Origin of the sequence: Dysosmobacter acutus (genome assembly GCF_018919205.1) — a bacterium.
Taxonomy (GTDB): Bacteria; Bacillota; Clostridia; order Oscillospirales; family Oscillospiraceae; genus Oscillibacter; species Oscillibacter acutus.
The window spans coordinates 2,618,710-2,635,759 of the sequence record NZ_JAHLQN010000001.1 but is presented as its reverse complement, the minus strand read 5'-3'; the positions used below and the strand labels follow the sequence as shown (position 1 = coordinate 2,635,759).

Here is a 17,050-nt window from a genome sequence, read left to right as displayed (position 1 = left end):
GCTCACCTCCGATCTCCGCTGCCGTACAGGTCATGGCTGACGAGGGATGTGTAATAGCTGTCCATCGTGACCGGCGCGTTATACAGCGCCGCCAGCAGATATTTCTTGATGTTGCGGACATAGGTGGTGTTCTCCCGCATCCGTTCCAGCACATACTCGATGTGGGAGCTGTCGATCTTCAAGAACCGGGACTTCACCACCTCGGCGGGGTAGTCGTCCCCGGCGATACGGATCATCTCCCGGTTGGAGCAGACGGTATCCACCATGAGCTCCACCAGTTCGTCCAGACGGTCCCTGTCCAGCTTTTCATCCTGGGTAAGGATATCGTAGTCGATGTTCTCCAAAATGATCTCCCGGTAGCTCTCGCGCTCCCGCATCCTGTCCTGTCCGATCCTGCTTTTTTCTCTGGGGGTAGGGGGACTTGATGGGATAGGACTTGATCCTTGCGTAATTGATAATTCTTTATTTTGTTCTTTAGTATTTAATTGGGCGGGGTTCTCCTGAATAGGGGCATCCAACATTGGCTTCACCTGTATTGGATTTTCCCGTATAGGTTTTTCCCGGATAGGCGCGGGCGTCTGTGCCGGTTCCTTCGGCTGCTCCAGGATGGTGTACTCGATGGAGCCAAGCTGCCCGTTCTCGTTGCGGACGCGCGCCCGGACGAGATAGCCGTGCGCCTCCAGCTCCCGTATCCCACCGCTGATGCTGTCGATGCCGTCCTTGCAGATGCGGGCAAGCCCCTTCATGGTGTAGTCCCAGTCCTCCGGCAGCGACAGCATGAGGGACAGCAGCCCCTTCGCTTTCAGGGACAGCGACCTGTCCCGCAGGTGGTAGTTGGACATGACCGTGTAATCTCTGGTCTTTTCGATGCGGAAAACTGCCATATCCGGCGCCTCCTTTCTCTGGTTTTGAAAAGTGTTGATTTTGGCGCAAAAAAGCCCCTGTCCTGCCTCCCGGACGCTTCCCATGGGAAAACACCCACGCCGCCTTTCAAGCGGCGCTCTGAGAGGAAAAAACAGAGGTTTTCGCACCCTAATTGATACATTTTTCAGGTGAGTATAGGTACGGATATGAAAAAACGCCATAGGGCGGCTGCCTATGGCGTGGGGACAGGAAAAGGGCGCTGATGTGAAAATCAGCGCCCTTCGTGCCTGTCAGTATGAGATTTTTTGACTTCGTACCGTGTTCCCTGCCTTTGAAAACATTGATTTTACTGACTTTTTCATGTTTTCTTATTAGGAGGCGGGGAAAGTCGTCTCTTTTATTATATCCGATGCGGTGCGGTAATTATGCGGAAGTATTTATTTTATGACTCTTTCGTGCAAATTACACAGGGGCGTTCGGATTCATAAAATCGAATCCAGCGCACGAAATGCACTTGCAAAGCAGGTGCGTGGCCTGTATGATGTCAGTAGAATGGCAGGCGTATCCTGCCCGCACAGCGGCGAGTGCGAATCTATACTGAACCTGTCCGGCTATCTTGTGTGGAGCAATCCCTTTGGCACGGAGCGCGCGGTGCGGGCGGCGGTCTGGAGAGTCAGGAACCACCCGGAGTTTTCCGCCGGCGAGTGCATAGACCTCATCAAACGGGCTGCGGAGTGGGGGAGCGGCTATGCCGCGGGCGGAAGCGGGAAAAACCGCGCGTTCTTAGAAGAGATATCCCAGGGAAAGGGAAAAGACTTCTTTGAAGAGGTTATCAAGGCGTATGAAAACGGCTGGGAGCCAGAGGTGCGGGGCGGCTGCGGCCATGTCATAGGCGGGAACAAGTACCTGTCCCACATGGAGGGGGAGGTATTTCTAAGGGAGCTACCGGCAGACAACAGCGCCCGCTGGGGAGGAGCGGATTACGCCGGAGCGCTGAAGGAGTCTGTAGAAGGGATCGCCCGCCAGATGGAGCGGGATTTGGAGCGCGGCGAACGGGAGAACAGCTACATCACCGATGAGACCGAGCGGGCGCTGAAGCTTGCGGCGGTCGAGTTGGGGCGCTGCGGCGCGGGAATCGGCTCATTGGGCGGAAAAATTGAAAGGCTTGCGTGGTTCGTGGGCGGCGACCCGTCAAAAATCCGGCAGCTTCAAAGCAAGCTGAACCAGATAGGCGTGGGAGAGCACCTGACCGAGGACGGGGTCTACGGGAAGAAGACGCTGGAGGCATGGGAAAGGTTCTTGAGGAATCTGGAGCACGGAGCGGTACCGACCCTGGCCTGGATTGACCCGCTGAAAAACCATTTCATAACGCTGGAGATTGAAAACAGCTTCAGTGGCGTCAACAATACAATTCGAAATGCGGAGACTCATTTTCACTATTTTCGAGTTGATCCGCCTCATATAAAGTCCAATGGCTCAATTAAAGACGTTTTTTATCGTGGTGTTAAACGCCCAATGAATTATAACCATGTCAACGTTGATTTTGGTAAAAATGCCACTAATTTTCATATTTGGCTTCAGAAGCAATACAACCACTACCCCTTGAGCGATACAGCCTACGATATGTTGAAGGACTTGAAGGCAACCGGTAAAAAGGTCCGCATTGCGGGAAAGGTGCTGCTGGTCGGCGGGATTGCGTTGGACGCGCTGGAACTTGGGACTGCGATTGACGCGGATTTAAAGGATGCGGATCGAAAGATAGGCAAAAAGACACTGTCCGTGGCGGCCAGTGCCGGACGGCTATACGGAAAATGAATGGCCGCCGGACGGGAGCCTGCACTTTTATAATTGTGGAGTGGATTCTGGCAGAGCAGTTCCGAATACGCATGCCCAATACGAGTTTAGCTCTAATGTGGGTGAGGACGACTATCGGATCGTAAAGCTTAGTATGGAGATTATGAAGCGCTTCTGCGGTTCCAGACAGGTTCTTACAAAATTTATCTCCGATAAAAATTTTTCTGAAAAGGAAAAATTCCAACCGGAATATTTTGCGGTGCAATACCGCCGTTTTTTGAAAAACTTAGGATTTCCTTCCAACTTAATGTACGCAAAGGAAGAGAAGGAGCTGCTGATTCTGACGCAGGGCTTTGATGCCACCGCATTTTGGGCTAACCACGAAATCCGCACGTGGGATTACTGCTACTTCCATTTCTATCTGCTGCCAGACGCATTGATGATTCATAATGCGAAGGGCGCCGCGGAAGCGGTTGATGCCGGGAAGTACGATGTGTGGTTCGAGTTGGTTGAATATGGACCCTGCGCGCTAAATGTGATATTGAATGCAGAGACGGTTGATGCAAAATCGCTGCAGGCGGTGATTGAGAAAGTATGTAAGGAGAATGATATCCTGTTTTTAAATCCGCCGGGCGCAGAGGTTTGAGTGAGGAATATCGCACTTTCATCCCACATGATAGCAAAAGAGACGACGAAAGTCGTCTCTTTTGCTATGTCTGGTAAGGTGCGGTAATTATGCGGAAGCCCGGGTTAACCCTATGCAAATTTCGGGGAACCTTTACATTTACTTCATCGGGGTTGGGTCGGCGAAACATGCTTGCAAAGTGGGTGGACGGGCTGTAAGATGTCAGTAGAATGGCAGGCGTATCCTGCCCGCACAGCGGCGAGTGCGAATCCATACTGAACCTGTCCGGCTATCCTGTGTGGAGCAATCCCTTTGGCACGGAGCGCGCGGTGCGGGCGGCGGTCTGGAGAGTCAGGAACCACCCGGAGTTTTCCGCCGGCGAGTGCATAGACCTCATCAAACGGGCTGCGGAGTGGGGGATCGGCTATGCCGCGGGCGGAAGCGGGAAAAAACGCGCGTTCTTAGAAGAGATATCCCAGGGAAAGGGAAAAGACTTCTTTGAAGAGGTTATCAAGGCGTATGAAAGCGGCTGGGAGCCAGAGGTGCGGGGCGGCTGCGGCCATGTCATAGGCGGGAACAAGTACCTGTCCCACATGGAGGGGGAGGTATTTCTAAGGGAGCTACCGGCGGACAACAGCGCCCGCTGGGGAGGAGCAGATTACGCCGGAGCGCTGAAGGAGTCTATAGAAGGGATCGCCCGCCAGATGGAGCGGGATTTGGAGCGCGGCGAACGGGAGAACAGCTACATCACCGATGAGACCGAGCGGGCGCTGAAGCTTGCGGCGGTCGAGTTGGGGCGCTGCGGCGCGGGAATCGGCTCGTTGGGCGGAAAAATTGAAAGGCTTGCGTGGTTCGTGGGCGGCGACCCGTCAAAAATCCGGCAGCTGCAAAGCAAGCTGAACCAGATAGGCGTGGGAGAGCACCTGACCGAGGACGGGGTCTACGGGAAGAAGACTGCCGCCAATGCTTCAAGTTTCTTCAATCGTTTTTTAGAAGGGGCTATCCCATCACTTAATTGGATTGATCCTTTGCAAACTGATTCTACTGGTATTTCTGTAGGCAGTAGCAGAGGACAATGGAATAACGTACTACAAGGAGCGGACGGCTTTCAATATTTTAGAGTTGACCCACCGCATTTAACAAAGGCAGGAGGTTGGGAAAATGCCTATTTTCGTGGACAACGCCGCCCAATCAACTATAGTCATATCAACGTAAATTTTCCAAGCCCCATAAGTGGACGTGAGCGTTCTCAAAAATGGCGTTACAATCATTATCCATTGTCCGATGAGGCATACGAACTGCTTAACAATATGAGCCATTCCGCAAAGATGGTTAAAATTGCAGGAAAAGCTTTTCTGATAACAGGCATTGTCTCAGATGTCATGGAATTGGTACCTACGATTGAAGCAGATCTGCACGATGCGGATAGAAAACTGGGATCGGCAACGGATCATGCTGTTGCAATGATAGAAGGGCGTTGGGCGGGTTCCCTGCTTGGTGGGAGTATCGGCGCAAAATATGGTGCGCTTCTTGGAACCGCAGTATTTCCAGGAATTGGGACAGCAATTGGTGGATTTGCTGGTGGACTTATTTTAGGTATTGTGGGTTCTTACGGCGGTGAGTGGTTCGCTCAAAAAGTAATCGATATAACGGAAGTGATTCAATAATGTTCAAGAAAAGAGAACATGAAGGCCAAGCTAAAGACAGTGAGCGTGTTGCATGGGAAACGGACAAGAATGTTCTTTCACAAAATAAAAGCGAAGACGGCAAAATCTCAATTGGCTACGCCACACACTCCATAGAAGATTATCAGGAATTGGTTCCAATGGTTTTGGATGTAATGGATGAACTGCTAAAAGATTGTACCGTTTTCACGTGGATGCGGACACCGACTTATAAAGCTCCGCATAATGGGTGGCGCTGGTTTCACCGGAAAGCGCTGCGGGGTGCACCGAAAAATTTTGCCAAGCAATACGCAAGAGAAGCCTCTTCGGAGATTTTTTTTGATGGAGATGCTGAAATCCTCGTAAAAACACAAGGAGCTAACCGCGCTCTTATGGAACGCTTTTATCAAATTCCGGATTGCGCCACTGCCTATCAGCACACAGTTTACGGATTTTATAAATCGCCGCAGATTCGTCCGCAAAGCACATATGAGGAAGTACATTACAGTATAGTACATCCCTTAGCGGACTATATGATTTCCTATCTCAATTTTCATGTGGAGTTAGTTGTTACAGTAAATCTGTCGTCGGTTTCAGAAGCCGACGTACTGAATTCGATCCAAAAGATTTGTCTAAAGCATGGAAAAAAGTGATATAAACGTTTTATAAAAAATAGCCTGTTAAAAATAGTCTAAAACGTAGTCGGGCGGTTATTTACTGCGGCCAGTATAGGCGGGAGCTGGGCGGGCGCGGCGCTGTGGGCAAAGATTGGCGCGATTGCCGGTGGAATGACCGGCCCCGCCGCGCCTGTGGCGGTTCCGGTTCTCAGTCTGTTAGGCGGTATGATAGGGTCTGTGGCCGGAGACTGGCTTGCGCGGGAAATCGTGGACATTACGTATGTGGAGGAGGGAATATGGGGTTATTAAGGGTACTGTTTGAGCTGATTTTTTTACCACCGCGTCGTGAATTTACACCAGTACCGGATGAATGGCCTCCGGACGGAAGCCTGCACTTTATCAAATGTACGGAAGAAGCACAGAAATCCATTCCAGGTACACATATTCAATACGAGTTTGGTTCTAATGTGGGTGAAGACGACTATCGGATCGTAAAGCTTAGTTTGGAGATTATGAAACGCTTCTGCGGATACAAACGGGTCTTAACGAAAATCAGTTCCGTTACGGAATTTCCTAAAAAGGAGAAGTGGGTTCCGGAGCGTTTTACAATTCGCTACAACCGCTTTCTGGAGAATTCAGATTCTTCCATTCCCATATATCTGAGGGATGAAAACACGCTGTTTTTACTGACACAAAGCTTTGATGGGAAGGCTTTTTGGGCAAACAAGGAGGTCAGTACCGCAGATTACTGCTACTTCCATTTCTATCTGCTGCCAGACGCATTGATGATTCATAATGCAAAGGACGCCGCGGAAGCGGTTGATGCCGGGAAGTACGATGTGTGGTTCGAGTTGGTTGAATATGGACCCTGCGCGCTAAATGTGATATTGAATGCAGAGACGGTTGATGCAAAATCGCTGCAGGCGGTGATTGAGAAAGTATGTAAGGAGAATGATATCCTGTTTTTAAATCCGCCGGGCGCAGAGGTTTGAGTGAGGAATATCGAAACCCCAACCCCGCGCCATATAAGAAAAATGACATTTATTGCCCCTATACGCCAAGGGAAGCATTCATGTTAAAGTCCTGAGTCCGGCCAATAAGCAAGAGGTTCAATCCAGACGCACCAGGGTGTAGTCCCGGCTGCCCAGCCCCAGTTGAGCGGCGGTCTCCACGGTGTGGATGCCGTTGCGGCTCTCCATCCGTTCGATCAGGGCCGCTTTGCCCGGGTCCGGGGAATGGTAGACGGCATCCACGCATGCCTGATCCAGGGCCACCGGGTCCAGGGAGGCAAAGATTCCAAGGTCCGCCATCTCCGGGTCATGGGGATGGGCGTCACAGTCGCAGTCCACGCTGAGCTTGTTGGCTACGCTGACATAGACGATGTTCTCTCTGCCCAAATAGTCCATCACGGCGCTGTCCGCCTCAGCCATGGACTCAAGGAAGGAGTCGTGGTCTGCGGCAAACATGTCCTCGAACTGTTTAAAGGGGCCGCCGGAACAGTGGATATGGCCCTTGCCCCGGGAGGAGGCGACGCCGATGGACATGTTTTTCAGCGCGCCGCCGAAGCCGCCCATGGCGTGACCCTTGAAATGGGAGAGGATCAGCATGGAGTCGTAGTTGGCCAGATGGGCGCCCACATAGTTTTCCTTCAGATGATGTCCACCACGGACCGGGATGGCCATGTCGCCCTCCTCGTCCATGATGTCGCAGGGGGCGATGTCCCGGAAGCCGTGCTCCTCTATGGTCTGCCAGTGGGCCTGGGTGGTATCCCGCCGCCCGGGGTAGGCGGTGTTGCACTCCACGATGGTGCCGTGCAGCCGGGATACCAGATCGCGGATCAGCTCCGGGGACAGAAAGTTGTGGCCGCCGGGTTCCCCGGTGGAGAGCTTGACAGCCACCCTTCCCTTGAGCGTAACGCCCAAGGCATCGTAAGCCCTGGAGAGGCCCGCTGAGCTGATGTCGCTGGTAAAATAAACGGTTGATCGATCCATAGTGATCCTCCTTACTGTTCAGTAAACGCATCAGGCCATGAGTCAGCCTGACTGTTTTTTCCACGTAACTTTATCACTTGGAGTAAACTCCATGTCAAGAGGAAAATGAAAAACCTTTCGGCAGAAAGGCCCGGACGATGGAAAACATCCGCCCTGGCCACGATCTGACACCAAATCCCGCAACAAAGAGCCACGAAACGGAATTTCCGTTTCGTGGCTCTTTGTTTATTTTTTGCGGCGCAGGAGCACTGCCGCCTGGGGACAGAGCTCGTGGCAGCAGTAGCATCGGATACAGCGGGAGCGGTCGATTGCGGCTTTGCCGCCGGTAAGGGAGATGGCGCCCTGAGGGCAGGCCCTCTCGCAGATGCCGCAGCCCACACACCGCCCTTGGTCGACTCGCGGCGCACTGCTCAGGGCGGAGGCCAGCAGCCGCTGCACCGGGACACCCAAGCCCGTGGCTTTGCCCAACATCCCCTCCCGCCGGCAGGGCAGGAGGAAATCGGGGACAAGGAGTTCATCCATGGATGCGCCAACTATCTCCACCTCCGAAGGATCGAACCCCCAGAATACTTCCGCGGCGCGGAGCACAGGGCTATCCTCCTGACCGATCATCCGGCAGGCCACATAGTCCAGCGCCACGGCGTCTTCCGAGGCCAGCAGCCAGCCCACGGGACGCGGCCGGCCGGATTCCCCGGGCCCGTCGCCTTCCATGGCCACGACGGCGTCCATGACATGCAGCCGGGCCGAGACAAAGCCGCACAGATCCAGCAGCATCCGGGCAAACAACTCCCGGTCCCGGAGCTTGGCGTGGAACCCCACTTTGCCCAGGCCGGGGATGATGCCGAAATGGTTTTTGACCGCACCGGTCATTCCCATGAAGACGTGGGTCTTCAGCTTGCAGACGTTGATGACCCCCTGGGCGTCCAAAACCGGGGAGATCACCTCCACCCGGCGGATCAGCCGGCCCTGGGGAAGCGAGACTTCCCTGGAGGAGAGGTCAAAGTTCAGCGAGGCGCCGGAGCGCTCCGCCGCCTCCTCCATACCGCACTGACGGTAGAGACTGCGCAGCGTGGGCTCCGTATAGGGATAGCCGGAGCCGGGGCTGTCGCACAGGATCGCCCTGGCGCCCTGCGCGGCTGTCAGGGAGGATACGGCGGCGGCCACCGCCGGGTGGGTGCTGATGGCTTTCTCCGGCGGCGCCGGGCGCAGAAGATTGACCTTCAGCACAATTTTTTCACCGGGCCGGACGAAGCGCTCCGCCCCGCCGCACAGGGAGAGCAGCCGCTCCATCTGCTGGTGAGCCTGGTCATAGGAGGGGCAGCGCACGGCAAAGACCTGTCTCATTCCGCTTCTCCTTTCGACCCACTGCGGGCATAGTAGAACAGATACTGCTGGATGACGCCGGCAAAGCCGTCGTAGCGCGCAAGAGGGAAGTTCCCGCCGTAGTACCGGTCAATGACCCGGTTGATCCACACATCCCGGGGAAAGGCGGCAATGCGGTGAAATCCGAACAGCATGATGCAGTTGGCCACCTTTGGCCCCACGCCGGAAAGCGCTGTGAGACGGCTGAAAAGCTCCTGGTCAGGCAGGCCGGACCATTGGCTGAGCTCACCCGCCGAACGGGCGGCATCATAGAGATACGGGGCGCGGTAGCCCAAAGCACAGGACCTGAGCTCCTCCAAGGAGCATAAGGACAGGGCCTCCGGCCCGGGAAACGCATATTCACCGGTATCTCCGATGGGGGTGCCGTAGCGCCGGGACAGCGTCTCCACGCAGGAGCGGATAGCGGGAATCTGCTTTTGCTGGGAGATGAGGAAGGTGATCAGCATCTCCCAGGGGTCCTGGCGCAGAATACGGACGCCTTCACCGAACCGGGCCGCCCGGGTCAAAAAGACATCGTCCGACGGGATGCTGCGCAGAAAGGCCCCGTAGTCGGTGCACAGGTCAAAGTAGGGAACCCATACCGTTTGGAACTCCTCCTCCGTGCAGTGAAAGGAGACACGGCTCCCCTTCTGGACGAGGTCCAGCACCCGGCCGGCCGCTACGAGGCGAAAGCGGCCGGGGCCGCGCCGGAGCAGGCGAAAGCACTGCCCACTGTCGGCGATTTGGGCAAGACTCAATTGTGTCAGCGTGCGTTCGATCATGGCGCTCCTCAAAGTAAGTCCGGAAGGACTTGCGTACGGGTCAAAAAAATGGTATATATTGAGAAAAAAGGAAGGAGAGATACTATGCTGTTTCTTTGGTATCCCAAATGCACCACCTGCCAGCGTGCCAAGGCGTGGCTGGATGAGCGGGGCGTTTCCTATGAGCTGCGTGATATTCGGGAGGAGCGGCCCTCCCAGGAGGAGCTGCGCGCTTGGTATGCGCGCAGCGGCATGCCGCTCAAACGCTTTTTTAACACCAGCGGCTTGGTGTACAGGGCCAGGAACCTGAAGGACACTCTGCCGGACATGAGCGAGGAAGAGCAGCTGGAGCTGCTGTCCCAGGATGGTATGCTGGTCAAACGCCCCCTGCTGGTGGGGGACAGCTTTGTGTTGGCGGGTTTTCGTCCCAAGGAATGGGAGAGTGTGATCTGAGCTGACGGAAGAACGACTGCGCCGGTTCCGCACAACGCGGAACCGGCGCGCTTTTTAGCCTTCGATGGCGCTCAGCGCCGCGGCCTGGGCCTGTTCCAGGTCTGAGATCACCTGGGGAAGAGCGGCGTAGTCCTGGGCGCGGAGCAGTTCCATGGCATGGGCGGAGAGGCGGAACACCGTTTGGATGCTCAGATTGCCGCTGGTGCCCTTCAGGTTGTGCACCACCATTTTCAGCTGCTCATAGTCCGCGGCCTCCCAGAGGGAGCGGATGGTCTCCGGCGAGGCGACGCAGCTTCCATATTGGGACAACAGGCTTTCATACAGCGATTCACTGCCGCAGCGCGCCGCTCCGGAGTCGTAATCGATTCCCCCGGCGGCCAATCTCGTTCGATCCATGAGCCCCTCCCTGATGCGATAGGAATGACCGCTTTTCACGGCCCTTTTCCATGAGAGTATACCACCTCCCTCCCATTTTGGCAAGCGGCGGAGCCGTGCGCCCTTGCCCACGGCGGTTGCGCAAGCTGGCCGGGTGTGATATCATTTGATTACTCAGCGATAAAATGATATGCCGGTATTCCGCCTCCGGCTGAAATCCAGGCCCGCGCCCGGCGGCATGATCGTGGAAAAATCAGGATTGGAGGTGAGCCGTGGATGAAGCGCAAAACATGCAGGTCTATTTTTACTTGGGCTATTGTGATGGCTGTCTTTTTGCTGCAGGTCAAAAGAGGCCTTACCCCAATGGCGGAACCCTTTGTTGCCGTGGTTTCTGGCGTGATGGCGTCCTTTTGTGCCTGGGCGGTTTTGCAGCTGCTCTTTTTTGCTTGCGGCAGGTTCAGGGGCAAGTAAAGCGTATACCATCGGATTTTTGCAAGAGGGCAGACGGCGGCCGAATCAGGCAGGCGGTGAATGCGGGATGGGCGGGTGGCGGGAACGTTGCTTTTTCCCGGGAAAAGTGTTAAGGTAAATGGGGATTTGAAATTTCGTTTGAGAGAGGAACTGCCATGTCTCAAATTACCAGGCGTGCCATCATCCAGTCGTTTTTGAAGCTGCTGAACCAGTCTCCTCTGGACAAGATTACGGTCCGGGATATTGTGGATGACTGCGGCGTCACAAGAAGCACCTTCTACTATTATTTTGAGGATATTTACGCCCTGCTGGAAGAGGTGTTCCGCCAGGAGACGGACAAACGGCTGAACAGCGGTAAAGCCTATACCAGCTGGGAGGAGGGCTTTTTGGACACGGTGTCTTTCGCCCTTGAGAACCGGCGGGCCATTTTCCACGTCTACCATTCCCTGAGCCGGGAGCAGCTGGAGCAGTATCTCTACGACATCACCGGGGACCTGATGGACAGGATCGTCCGGGGCCTCACGGCGGACCTGCCGGTTCAGGAGGAGGACGTATGCATGGTGGTGGACCTCTACAAATACGCGCTGGTGGGGATGATCCTGAACTGGCTCCAGCGGGGCATGAAGGAGGATCCCACAGAGAAAATCCGGCGGCTGGGGAAGCTCCTGGACGGAAACATCCGCGCCGTTCTTTCCAAAACGGTGGAGAGACGATAAAGTTCAAACAAAAGGGATGGGATGTGCAAACTTTGCACATCCCATCCCTTTTGTCCATGGAAAAGAAGAGGCCGGGGGCGTAAGCTGTGAATCGGAAAAGGAGGCGATACGATGCAATCCGTAAAACGGATCAAGCGGGTCTATATGTTCTACTCCATTGCCCTGATTCTGCTGGGCGCGGCGCTTTTGTTTGCGCCGGAGCTCTCCGCGGTGACGATGTGCTCCCTGGCCGGAGCGGTAACGGTGGTCTGCGGTGTGGTAAAGCTGTGCGGCTACTTTGTCAATGACACCTATGGGCTGGCGTTCCAGTTTGACTTTGCCCTGGGGATTTTCGCCGTGGCGGTGGGGATCATCCTGCTGATGCGGCCTGAGCGGCTGCTGGCGTTTGTCAATGTGATCTTCGGACTTTTCCTGCTGGCGGAGTCCACCTTCAAGCTTCAGACGGCCAAGGAGGCCAGGCAGTTCGGCTTGGAGCGCTGGTGGGCAATTCTGATCCTGGGCACCGTGACGGCGGTCCTGGGGATTCTTCTGATCTGCAACCCGGCCGGTGGAGCCGTGGCGCTGACGGCCCTTCTGGGCCTGGCCCTGATGGCCGACGGGCTTCAAAACCTGCTGGTGGCAATGTACACCATCCGTCTGGTCAAGCGGTTCTCTCCCGTCAACGACGAGGATCAGGAGGGGTATCATCTGTTCTGAGCCTGTACTTTTTATGATGTGTTTCGGAAATTGACAAAATCCATGGCTGAAAGAGGAGAATTTCCGGCGGCGCGCAGAGAAGAGACGGTTGCAAGTTGAACGGGAATTCGCTATACTAAGTGCAGCTGAAAAACATAGAAAAACCGGCGCGGCGCCGGGTAAGAAAGGGAGTTTTTCTGTGACTGCATACAAAACGATGAGTAAGGAAGAGCTGAAGAGGGAATATGAGGCGGTCAGCTCCGAATTTTCCGCCCTGTGCGAAAAGGACCTGAAGCTGAATATGGCCCGGGGCAAGCCAAGCAAGGCCCAGTTGGATATGGTCAGCGATATTTTCAACGTGCTGACCAAGCCCGAGGACTTCATCAGCGACGGCGTGGACGCCCGCAACTATGGAAACCTGGAGGGCCTGAGTGCCGCCCGCCGCTACTGGGCGGATATGCTGAACGTGCGGGCGGAGCAGACCTTTGTGGGCGGCAGCGCCAGCCTGCAGCTGATGTACGACCTCATTTCCAAGGCGTACACCCACGGCTTACTGCATTCCCCGCGTCCCTGGTGCCGGGAGGAGAAGATCAAGTGGCTGTGCCCCGTGCCCGGCTATGACCGCCACTTCAAGGTCACCGAGTCCTTCGGCTTTGAGATGATCTCCGTACCCATGACCGACGAAGGCCCCGACATGGACCTGGTGGAGGAGATGGTGAAGGATCCGGCCGTCAAGGGCATGTGGAACGTGCCCAAGTACTCCAACCCCGACGGCGTCATCTACTCCGACGCCACCATCCGCCGCATTGCCGCCCTGAAGTGCGCGGCTCCCGACTTCCTGGTGATGTGGGACAACGCCTACTGCGTCCATGAGTTTTTTGGGGAGTTCGTTCCCTTCCTGAACATTTTGGAGGAGTGCGAGAAGGCGGGCAACGCCGACATGGTGTTCGAGTTTGCCTCCACCTCCAAGATCACTCTGCCCGGAGCGGGCATGTCCGTCATGGCGTCCAGCGAGGCCAACATCAGCTATCTCTCCAAGCTGATCGGTGTTCAGATCATCAGCTATGACAAGGTGAACCAGCTGCGCCACGTGAAGTATCTCAAGGACAAGGAGCACACCCTGGAGCTGATGAAGCGCCACGCCGCCATCATGGGCCCCAAGTTCCAGACCGTGCTGGATACGCTGGATGAGAAGATCGCCCCGCTGGAGATCGCCCGGTGGAAGCGCCCGAAGGGCGGCTACTTTGTCAGCTTCTACGCCATGCCCGGTACCGCCCGGCGGACGCTGGAGCTTTGTAAGCAGGCGGGAGTCACCATGACCGGTGCCGGCGCCACCTACCCCTACGGCAAGGACCCGGAGGACAGCAACATCCGCATTGCGCCCTCCCTGCCCCCGGTTTCCGAGCTGGAGCAGGCCCTTGAGGTGTTCTGTGTGTGCCTGCGCATGGCCACGCTGGAAAAGCTGATGGCATAGGCATGCGCTATTACGGTAAAGTTTTCCGGCCGCCCTCCGAGGCCTACAGCCTCATCGTCCAGGTCACCTATGGATGCAGCCACAACACCTGCGCCTTCTGCGACATGTACCGGGAAAAGCGCTTTGCCCTGCGGCCTTTAAAGGAGGTCCTGGAGGACTTCGACATGGCCCGCAGCTCCTACCGGGAGGTCAAGCGGATTTTTCTGGCCGACGGAGACGCGCTGGTGCGCCGGGCCGCGGACATGGAGGCTATTTTGGACCGGATCGCGGAGCTCTTTCCGGAGTGCGAACGGGTCACCTGCTACGCCTCTCCCTCCAGCATTCAAATCCGCACGGAGGAGGAGCTGGCCACGCTGCGCCGGAAGGGGCTGGCCATGGTCTATATGGGACTGGAATCCGGCAGCGACCAGGTGCTGACCAGGATGTGCAAGGGCCATACCGCCGCGGAGATCATCGAGGCGGGGAAGAAGGTGCGCCGCTGCGGCATTGCGCTCTCGGTGACGGCCATCTCTGGCCTGGGCGGCCCGGAGCTTTTGGAGTCTCACGCGGTGGAGACGGCAAAGGCGCTCAGCGCCATGAATCCGGAGTATATCGGCCTTTTGACGCTTATGGTGGAGGAGGGGACTCCTCTTCAGCAGTGGGTAAATGAAGGCAGCTTCCATCTGCTGACCACGGAGCAGGTCCTTAAGGAGACGAAGCTGCTGGTGGAACATCTGGACAGTCCAGGCAGTGTGTTCCGGATGAACCACGCCTCCAATTATCTGATGCTGCGGGGAACGCTGAATCAGGATAAAGAGGCCATGCTGACGGAAATCCGCCGGGCTATGTCGGATGCATCCAGGCTGCGCCCCGAGTGGTTCCGCGCCCTGTGAGAAGAAAAGAGAACGCCTGCGGCTTATGCCGCAGGCGTTTTTTCTTCATTGGTCTTCGACAGGACCAGAATCATGGCGATGATGCAGGCAAAGCCCATGAGGTCCGTGGCGGAAAACCGGGTTCTCAGAAAGAGGAAGGAAAAGAGGGTGGCGCTGACCGGCTCGGTGGTGGCCAGCATAGCCGAGCGGACGGGCCCGATGTCCCCGATCCCCTGCATGAACAGGGAGAAGGACAAGATGGTGCCCACCACGATCACGGCGGCCACGGCCAGCTAACCCTGAATGGGAATGGGGACATAGAGCCGCCAGGGCCGGGCAAGAAGGCACAGCACCGCGCCGCCGATGAGCATGCCGTAGCCGGAGATCACCTCTTTGCCCCACTTGGGCAGGATCCGGGAGGGAATCAGGGTGTAGGCCGCCACCGAGGCGGCGGTGAGCAGGCCCCAGATGAGCCCCTGGCGGGAGAGCACCATGTGCCGGGGGTCGCCGCCGGTGGCCACCAGATAGGTTCCAGCCCCGGCCAGAGTTAGGGCCAGCACCTGCCGGCGGTCCGGCCGGCGCCGCGACTGCAGGCAGGAGAGCACCATGATGATCACCAGGCTCAGGTTCTGGAGCACCGTGGTGGTGGCGGCGTTGGAATAGGAGATGGAGGTCATGTAGGCGTATTGGCAGAGCATGAGGCCAAAGACGCCGTAGACGATCAGCTGTAGCACGTCCCTGCGGTCGCGCCAGATGCCGGTGAGCGCCGGCCGGTTCCGCTTCAGGGTCAGCAGCAAAAAGCACAGGCCCGAGATCAGCAGGCGCACGGTGGTAAACCACTGGGAGGACACGTGGTAGGTGGAAAAAAGGTACTGCCCGCAGGTGCCGGATATACCCCAGCACACGCCGCCAAGGGTGGTGCAGAGGATGCCGCGGGCGACCCGGTCAAGTTTGTTCAAGGGATCCCGTCTTCTTTCTCTATCAGGTTGGCCTGCCGTCAAATCTTGCGGGGCTTTTCCGCGTCGCAGTACGCGCAGCGGTAGGTCCGCTTGTCCGGATCGTTGAGGAGGAAAATGGCGTCTAACTGGGGCTCCGCCATGGTGATGCAGCGGGGATTTTTGCAGTGGATCACATTGACCAACTTCTGAGGCAGGGCCAGATGCTTTTTCTCCACCCGCACGCCGTTGCGGATGATGTTGACGGTGATGTCCGGGTCAATGTAGCCCAATACGTCCAGATCCACCTCCATGGGGGAGTCGATCTTGATGATGTCCTTTTTCCCCATCCGGGCGCTGCGTACGTTCTTGATGATGGCCACGGAGCAATCCAGCTCATTCAAGTGCAGATATTTGTAGATGTCCATGCTTTTGCCGGCCTTGATGTGGTCCAGCACAACGCCGTTTTGGATGCTGTCGATATTCATTTGCTTGCTCCCTTCCTTACGCCTTCAGGTCCAACAGCTTCATGATGAGGGCCATGCGGATGTACTTGCCGTTTTTCACCTGCTTCCAGTAGCAGGCCCGGGGATCGTCGTCCACGGAGACGGTGATCTCATTGACCCGGGGCAGGGGGTGCAGGATGCACAGGTCCTCTTTGGCGGGGACCAACTTCTCCGGGTCCAGGACATAGGTGTCCTTCAAACGGATGTAGTCCGCCTCGTTGAAAAAGCGCTCCTTCTGGACGCGGGTCATGTAGAGGATGTCCAACTGGGGCATGGCCTCTTCCAGGCTGGCAGTCTCCTCGTAGAGAAGACCGTTGCGCTCCAGCACGTTCTCCTTCAGGTAGTCCGGCAGCTTCAGCTCCTCCGGGGAGATGAAGACGAACTTGATGTCCGTTTCCCGGCTGAGGGCGTTGACCAGGGAGTGGACGGTGCGGCCGAACTTCAAATCACCGCAAAAGCCAATGGTAAAGCCGTTCAGCCGTCCCTTTTCCCGGTGGATGGTCAAAAGGTCCGTCAGAGTCTGGGTGGGGTGGTTGTGGCCGCCGTCGCCGGCGTTGATGATGGGCACCTCGCTGCGCAAAGAGGCGGCGAAGGGCGCGCCCTCCTTGGGATGGCGCATGGCGATGATGTCGGCATAGCAGCTGACGGTGTGGATGGTGTCGGCCACGGTTTCGCCCTTGGCGGTAGAGGAGCTCATGGCCTCGGAAAAGCCCAGGGTCTGGCCGCCTAAGGCCAGCATGGCGGATTCAAAGCTGAGGCGCGTCCGGGTGGAGGGCTCAAAGAACAGCGTGGCCAGTTGCTTGCCCCGGCACACCTGGGCGTATGCCTCCGGCCGGTCGATGATATCCTCGGCGGTGGCGATCAGCTGGTCAATTTCCTCTGTGGTCAGGTCGGTGATGTCGATCAGGTTTCTCAT

At 56.6% G+C, this 17,050-nt stretch carries 20 protein-coding genes; 11 read left to right on the top strand and 9 right to left on the bottom strand.

The window, feature by feature from the left end; translation table 11 throughout:
* Window positions 1-2: 2 nt before the first annotated feature.
* Entirely contained in the window at window positions 3-884 is an 882-nt protein-coding gene (locus KQI82_RS12835) for a DUF6017 domain-containing protein (RefSeq protein ID WP_216633129.1), read from the bottom strand.
* A gap of 532 nt (window positions 885-1,416) precedes the next feature.
* On the opposite strand from KQI82_RS12835, the gene KQI82_RS12830 reads away from it, so the two are divergent.
* From KQI82_RS12830 to KQI82_RS12810, 5 genes are all read left to right on the top strand, one after another.
* On the top strand, window positions 1,417-2,679 hold the full coding sequence (locus KQI82_RS12830; RefSeq protein ID WP_216633128.1) for a peptidoglycan-binding domain-containing protein: 1,263 nt from the start codon (window positions 1,417-1,419) through the stop codon (window positions 2,677-2,679).
* The gene (locus KQI82_RS12825; RefSeq protein WP_216633127.1) at window positions 2,654-3,304 is read left to right on the top strand and encodes a hypothetical protein; all 651 of its coding nucleotides are present in this window, start codon (window positions 2,654-2,656) and stop codon (window positions 3,302-3,304) included. Before KQI82_RS12830 ends, KQI82_RS12825 begins: the two co-directional genes overlap by 26 nt.
* Window positions 3,305-3,513: 209 nt before the next feature.
* Window positions 3,514-4,950, top strand: coding sequence for an MFS transporter (locus tag KQI82_RS12820; RefSeq protein ID WP_241426711.1), 1,437 nt, complete (start codon window positions 3,514-3,516; stop codon window positions 4,948-4,950).
* Entirely contained in the window at window positions 4,950-5,600 is a 651-nt protein-coding gene (locus KQI82_RS12815) for a hypothetical protein (protein WP_216633126.1), read from the top strand. Before KQI82_RS12820 ends, KQI82_RS12815 begins: the two co-directional genes overlap by 1 nt.
* Before the next feature lie 260 nt (window positions 5,601-5,860).
* The gene (locus KQI82_RS12810; RefSeq protein ID WP_216633125.1) at window positions 5,861-6,556 is read left to right on the top strand and encodes a hypothetical protein; all 696 of its coding nucleotides are present in this window, start codon (window positions 5,861-5,863) and stop codon (window positions 6,554-6,556) included.
* A 117-nt stretch (window positions 6,557-6,673) separates the two neighbouring features.
* On the opposite strand, the gene KQI82_RS12805 is transcribed toward KQI82_RS12810, so the two are convergent.
* The 3 genes from KQI82_RS12805 to KQI82_RS12795 form a co-directional block, all read right to left on the bottom strand.
* On the bottom strand, window positions 6,674-7,555 hold the full coding sequence (locus KQI82_RS12805) for a DUF362 domain-containing protein (RefSeq protein WP_216633124.1): 882 nt from the start codon (window positions 7,553-7,555) through the stop codon (window positions 6,674-6,676).
* A gap of 225 nt (window positions 7,556-7,780) precedes the next feature.
* Window positions 7,781-8,899: a DUF362 domain-containing protein gene (locus KQI82_RS12800; RefSeq protein ID WP_216633123.1), complete on the bottom strand. Its 1,119-nt coding sequence runs from the start codon at window positions 8,897-8,899 to the stop codon at window positions 7,781-7,783.
* Window positions 8,896-9,699 carry a DNA-3-methyladenine glycosylase family protein gene (locus tag KQI82_RS12795; RefSeq protein WP_216633122.1) on the bottom strand — a complete coding sequence of 268 codons (804 nt, stop codon included), beginning with the start codon at window positions 9,697-9,699 and terminating at the stop codon, window positions 8,896-8,898. Before KQI82_RS12795 ends, KQI82_RS12800 begins: the two co-directional genes overlap by 4 nt.
* Window positions 9,700-9,783: 84 nt before the next feature.
* Between KQI82_RS12795 and KQI82_RS12790 the strand changes: the two genes are divergently transcribed.
* Window positions 9,784-10,131, top strand: coding sequence for an arsenate reductase family protein (locus tag KQI82_RS12790; protein WP_216633121.1), 348 nt, complete (start codon window positions 9,784-9,786; stop codon window positions 10,129-10,131).
* Between the two features lie 54 nt (window positions 10,132-10,185).
* Here the strand turns inward: KQI82_RS12790 and KQI82_RS12785 are convergent, their stop codons facing one another.
* Window positions 10,186-10,527 carry an Hpt domain-containing protein gene (locus KQI82_RS12785; protein ID WP_216633120.1) on the bottom strand — a complete coding sequence of 114 codons (342 nt, stop codon included), beginning with the start codon at window positions 10,525-10,527 and terminating at the stop codon, window positions 10,186-10,188.
* Window positions 10,528-10,782: 255 nt separating this feature from the next.
* On the opposite strand from KQI82_RS12785, the gene KQI82_RS12780 reads away from it, so the two are divergent.
* The 5 genes from KQI82_RS12780 to KQI82_RS12760 all read left to right on the top strand — a co-directional run bounded on the left by KQI82_RS12780 (window position 10,783) and on the right by KQI82_RS12760 (window position 14,714).
* Window positions 10,783-10,977 carry a hypothetical protein gene (locus KQI82_RS12780; RefSeq protein ID WP_216633119.1) on the top strand — a complete coding sequence of 65 codons (195 nt, stop codon included), beginning with the start codon at window positions 10,783-10,785 and terminating at the stop codon, window positions 10,975-10,977.
* A gap of 155 nt (window positions 10,978-11,132) precedes the next feature.
* On the top strand, window positions 11,133-11,693 hold the full coding sequence (locus tag KQI82_RS12775) for a TetR/AcrR family transcriptional regulator (protein WP_216633118.1): 561 nt from the start codon (window positions 11,133-11,135) through the stop codon (window positions 11,691-11,693).
* Between the two features lie 111 nt (window positions 11,694-11,804).
* Window positions 11,805-12,389 carry an HdeD family acid-resistance protein gene (locus KQI82_RS12770; protein WP_216633117.1) on the top strand — a complete coding sequence of 195 codons (585 nt, stop codon included), beginning with the start codon at window positions 11,805-11,807 and terminating at the stop codon, window positions 12,387-12,389.
* A gap of 196 nt (window positions 12,390-12,585) precedes the next feature.
* Complete coding sequence (locus KQI82_RS12765; RefSeq protein WP_241426710.1) at window positions 12,586-13,842, top strand: aspartate aminotransferase type Ic; 1,257 nt, start codon at window positions 12,586-12,588, stop codon at window positions 13,840-13,842.
* A gap of 2 nt (window positions 13,843-13,844) precedes the next feature.
* Window positions 13,845-14,714 (top strand): radical SAM protein, encoded by an 870-nt coding sequence (locus KQI82_RS12760; protein WP_216633115.1) that lies wholly within the window; start codon window positions 13,845-13,847, stop codon window positions 14,712-14,714.
* 23 nt (window positions 14,715-14,737) lie between these two features.
* On the opposite strand, the gene KQI82_RS12755 is transcribed toward KQI82_RS12760, so the two are convergent.
* The 4 genes from KQI82_RS12755 to pyrB are packed head-to-tail and all read right to left on the bottom strand — an operon-like array spanning window position 14,738 to window position 17,050.
* On the bottom strand, window positions 14,738-14,980 hold the full coding sequence (locus KQI82_RS12755) for an EamA family transporter (RefSeq protein ID WP_216633114.1): 243 nt from the start codon (window positions 14,978-14,980) through the stop codon (window positions 14,738-14,740).
* Window positions 14,981-14,986: 6 nt separating this feature from the next.
* Window positions 14,987-15,652 (bottom strand): DMT family transporter, encoded by a 666-nt coding sequence (locus KQI82_RS12750; protein WP_216633113.1) that lies wholly within the window; start codon window positions 15,650-15,652, stop codon window positions 14,987-14,989.
* A 38-nt stretch (window positions 15,653-15,690) separates the two neighbouring features.
* The gene (locus KQI82_RS12745) at window positions 15,691-16,116 is read right to left on the bottom strand and encodes an aspartate carbamoyltransferase regulatory subunit (protein WP_216633112.1); all 426 of its coding nucleotides are present in this window, start codon (window positions 16,114-16,116) and stop codon (window positions 15,691-15,693) included.
* A gap of 16 nt (window positions 16,117-16,132) precedes the next feature.
* Entirely contained in the window at window positions 16,133-17,050 is a 918-nt protein-coding gene (pyrB, locus tag KQI82_RS12740) for an aspartate carbamoyltransferase (protein WP_216633111.1), read from the bottom strand.

Coding starts and splice junctions, on each gene's coding strand:
- KQI82_RS12835 (WP_216633129.1), bottom strand. CDS start 884: ATGGCAGTTTTCCGCATCGAAAAGACCAGAGATTACACGGTCATGTCC.
- KQI82_RS12830 (WP_216633128.1), top strand. CDS start 1,417: ATGGCAGGCGTATCCTGCCCGCACAGCGGCGAGTGCGAATCTATACTG.
- KQI82_RS12820 (WP_241426711.1), top strand. CDS start 3,514: ATGGCAGGCGTATCCTGCCCGCACAGCGGCGAGTGCGAATCCATACTG.
- KQI82_RS12815 (WP_216633126.1), top strand. CDS start 4,950: ATGTTCAAGAAAAGAGAACATGAAGGCCAAGCTAAAGACAGTGAGCGT.
- KQI82_RS12810 (WP_216633125.1), top strand. CDS start 5,861: ATGGGGTTATTAAGGGTACTGTTTGAGCTGATTTTTTTACCACCGCGT.
- KQI82_RS12805 (WP_216633124.1), bottom strand. CDS start 7,555: ATGGATCGATCAACCGTTTATTTTACCAGCGACATCAGCTCAGCGGGC.
- KQI82_RS12800 (WP_216633123.1), bottom strand. CDS start 8,899: ATGAGACAGGTCTTTGCCGTGCGCTGCCCCTCCTATGACCAGGCTCAC.
- KQI82_RS12795 (WP_216633122.1), bottom strand. CDS start 9,699: ATGATCGAACGCACGCTGACACAATTGAGTCTTGCCCAAATCGCCGAC.
- KQI82_RS12790 (WP_216633121.1), top strand. CDS start 9,784: ATGCTGTTTCTTTGGTATCCCAAATGCACCACCTGCCAGCGTGCCAAG.
- KQI82_RS12785 (WP_216633120.1), bottom strand. CDS start 10,527: ATGGATCGAACGAGATTGGCCGCCGGGGGAATCGATTACGACTCCGGA.
- KQI82_RS12780 (WP_216633119.1), top strand. CDS start 10,783: ATGAAGCGCAAAACATGCAGGTCTATTTTTACTTGGGCTATTGTGATG.
- KQI82_RS12775 (WP_216633118.1), top strand. CDS start 11,133: ATGTCTCAAATTACCAGGCGTGCCATCATCCAGTCGTTTTTGAAGCTG.
- KQI82_RS12770 (WP_216633117.1), top strand. CDS start 11,805: ATGCAATCCGTAAAACGGATCAAGCGGGTCTATATGTTCTACTCCATT.
- KQI82_RS12765 (WP_241426710.1), top strand. CDS start 12,586: ATGAGTAAGGAAGAGCTGAAGAGGGAATATGAGGCGGTCAGCTCCGAA.
- KQI82_RS12760 (WP_216633115.1), top strand. CDS start 13,845: ATGCGCTATTACGGTAAAGTTTTCCGGCCGCCCTCCGAGGCCTACAGC.
- KQI82_RS12745 (WP_216633112.1), bottom strand. CDS start 16,116: ATGAATATCGACAGCATCCAAAACGGCGTTGTGCTGGACCACATCAAG.
- pyrB (WP_216633111.1), bottom strand. CDS start 17,050: ATGAGAAACCTGATCGACATCACCGACCTGACCACAGAGGAAATTGAC.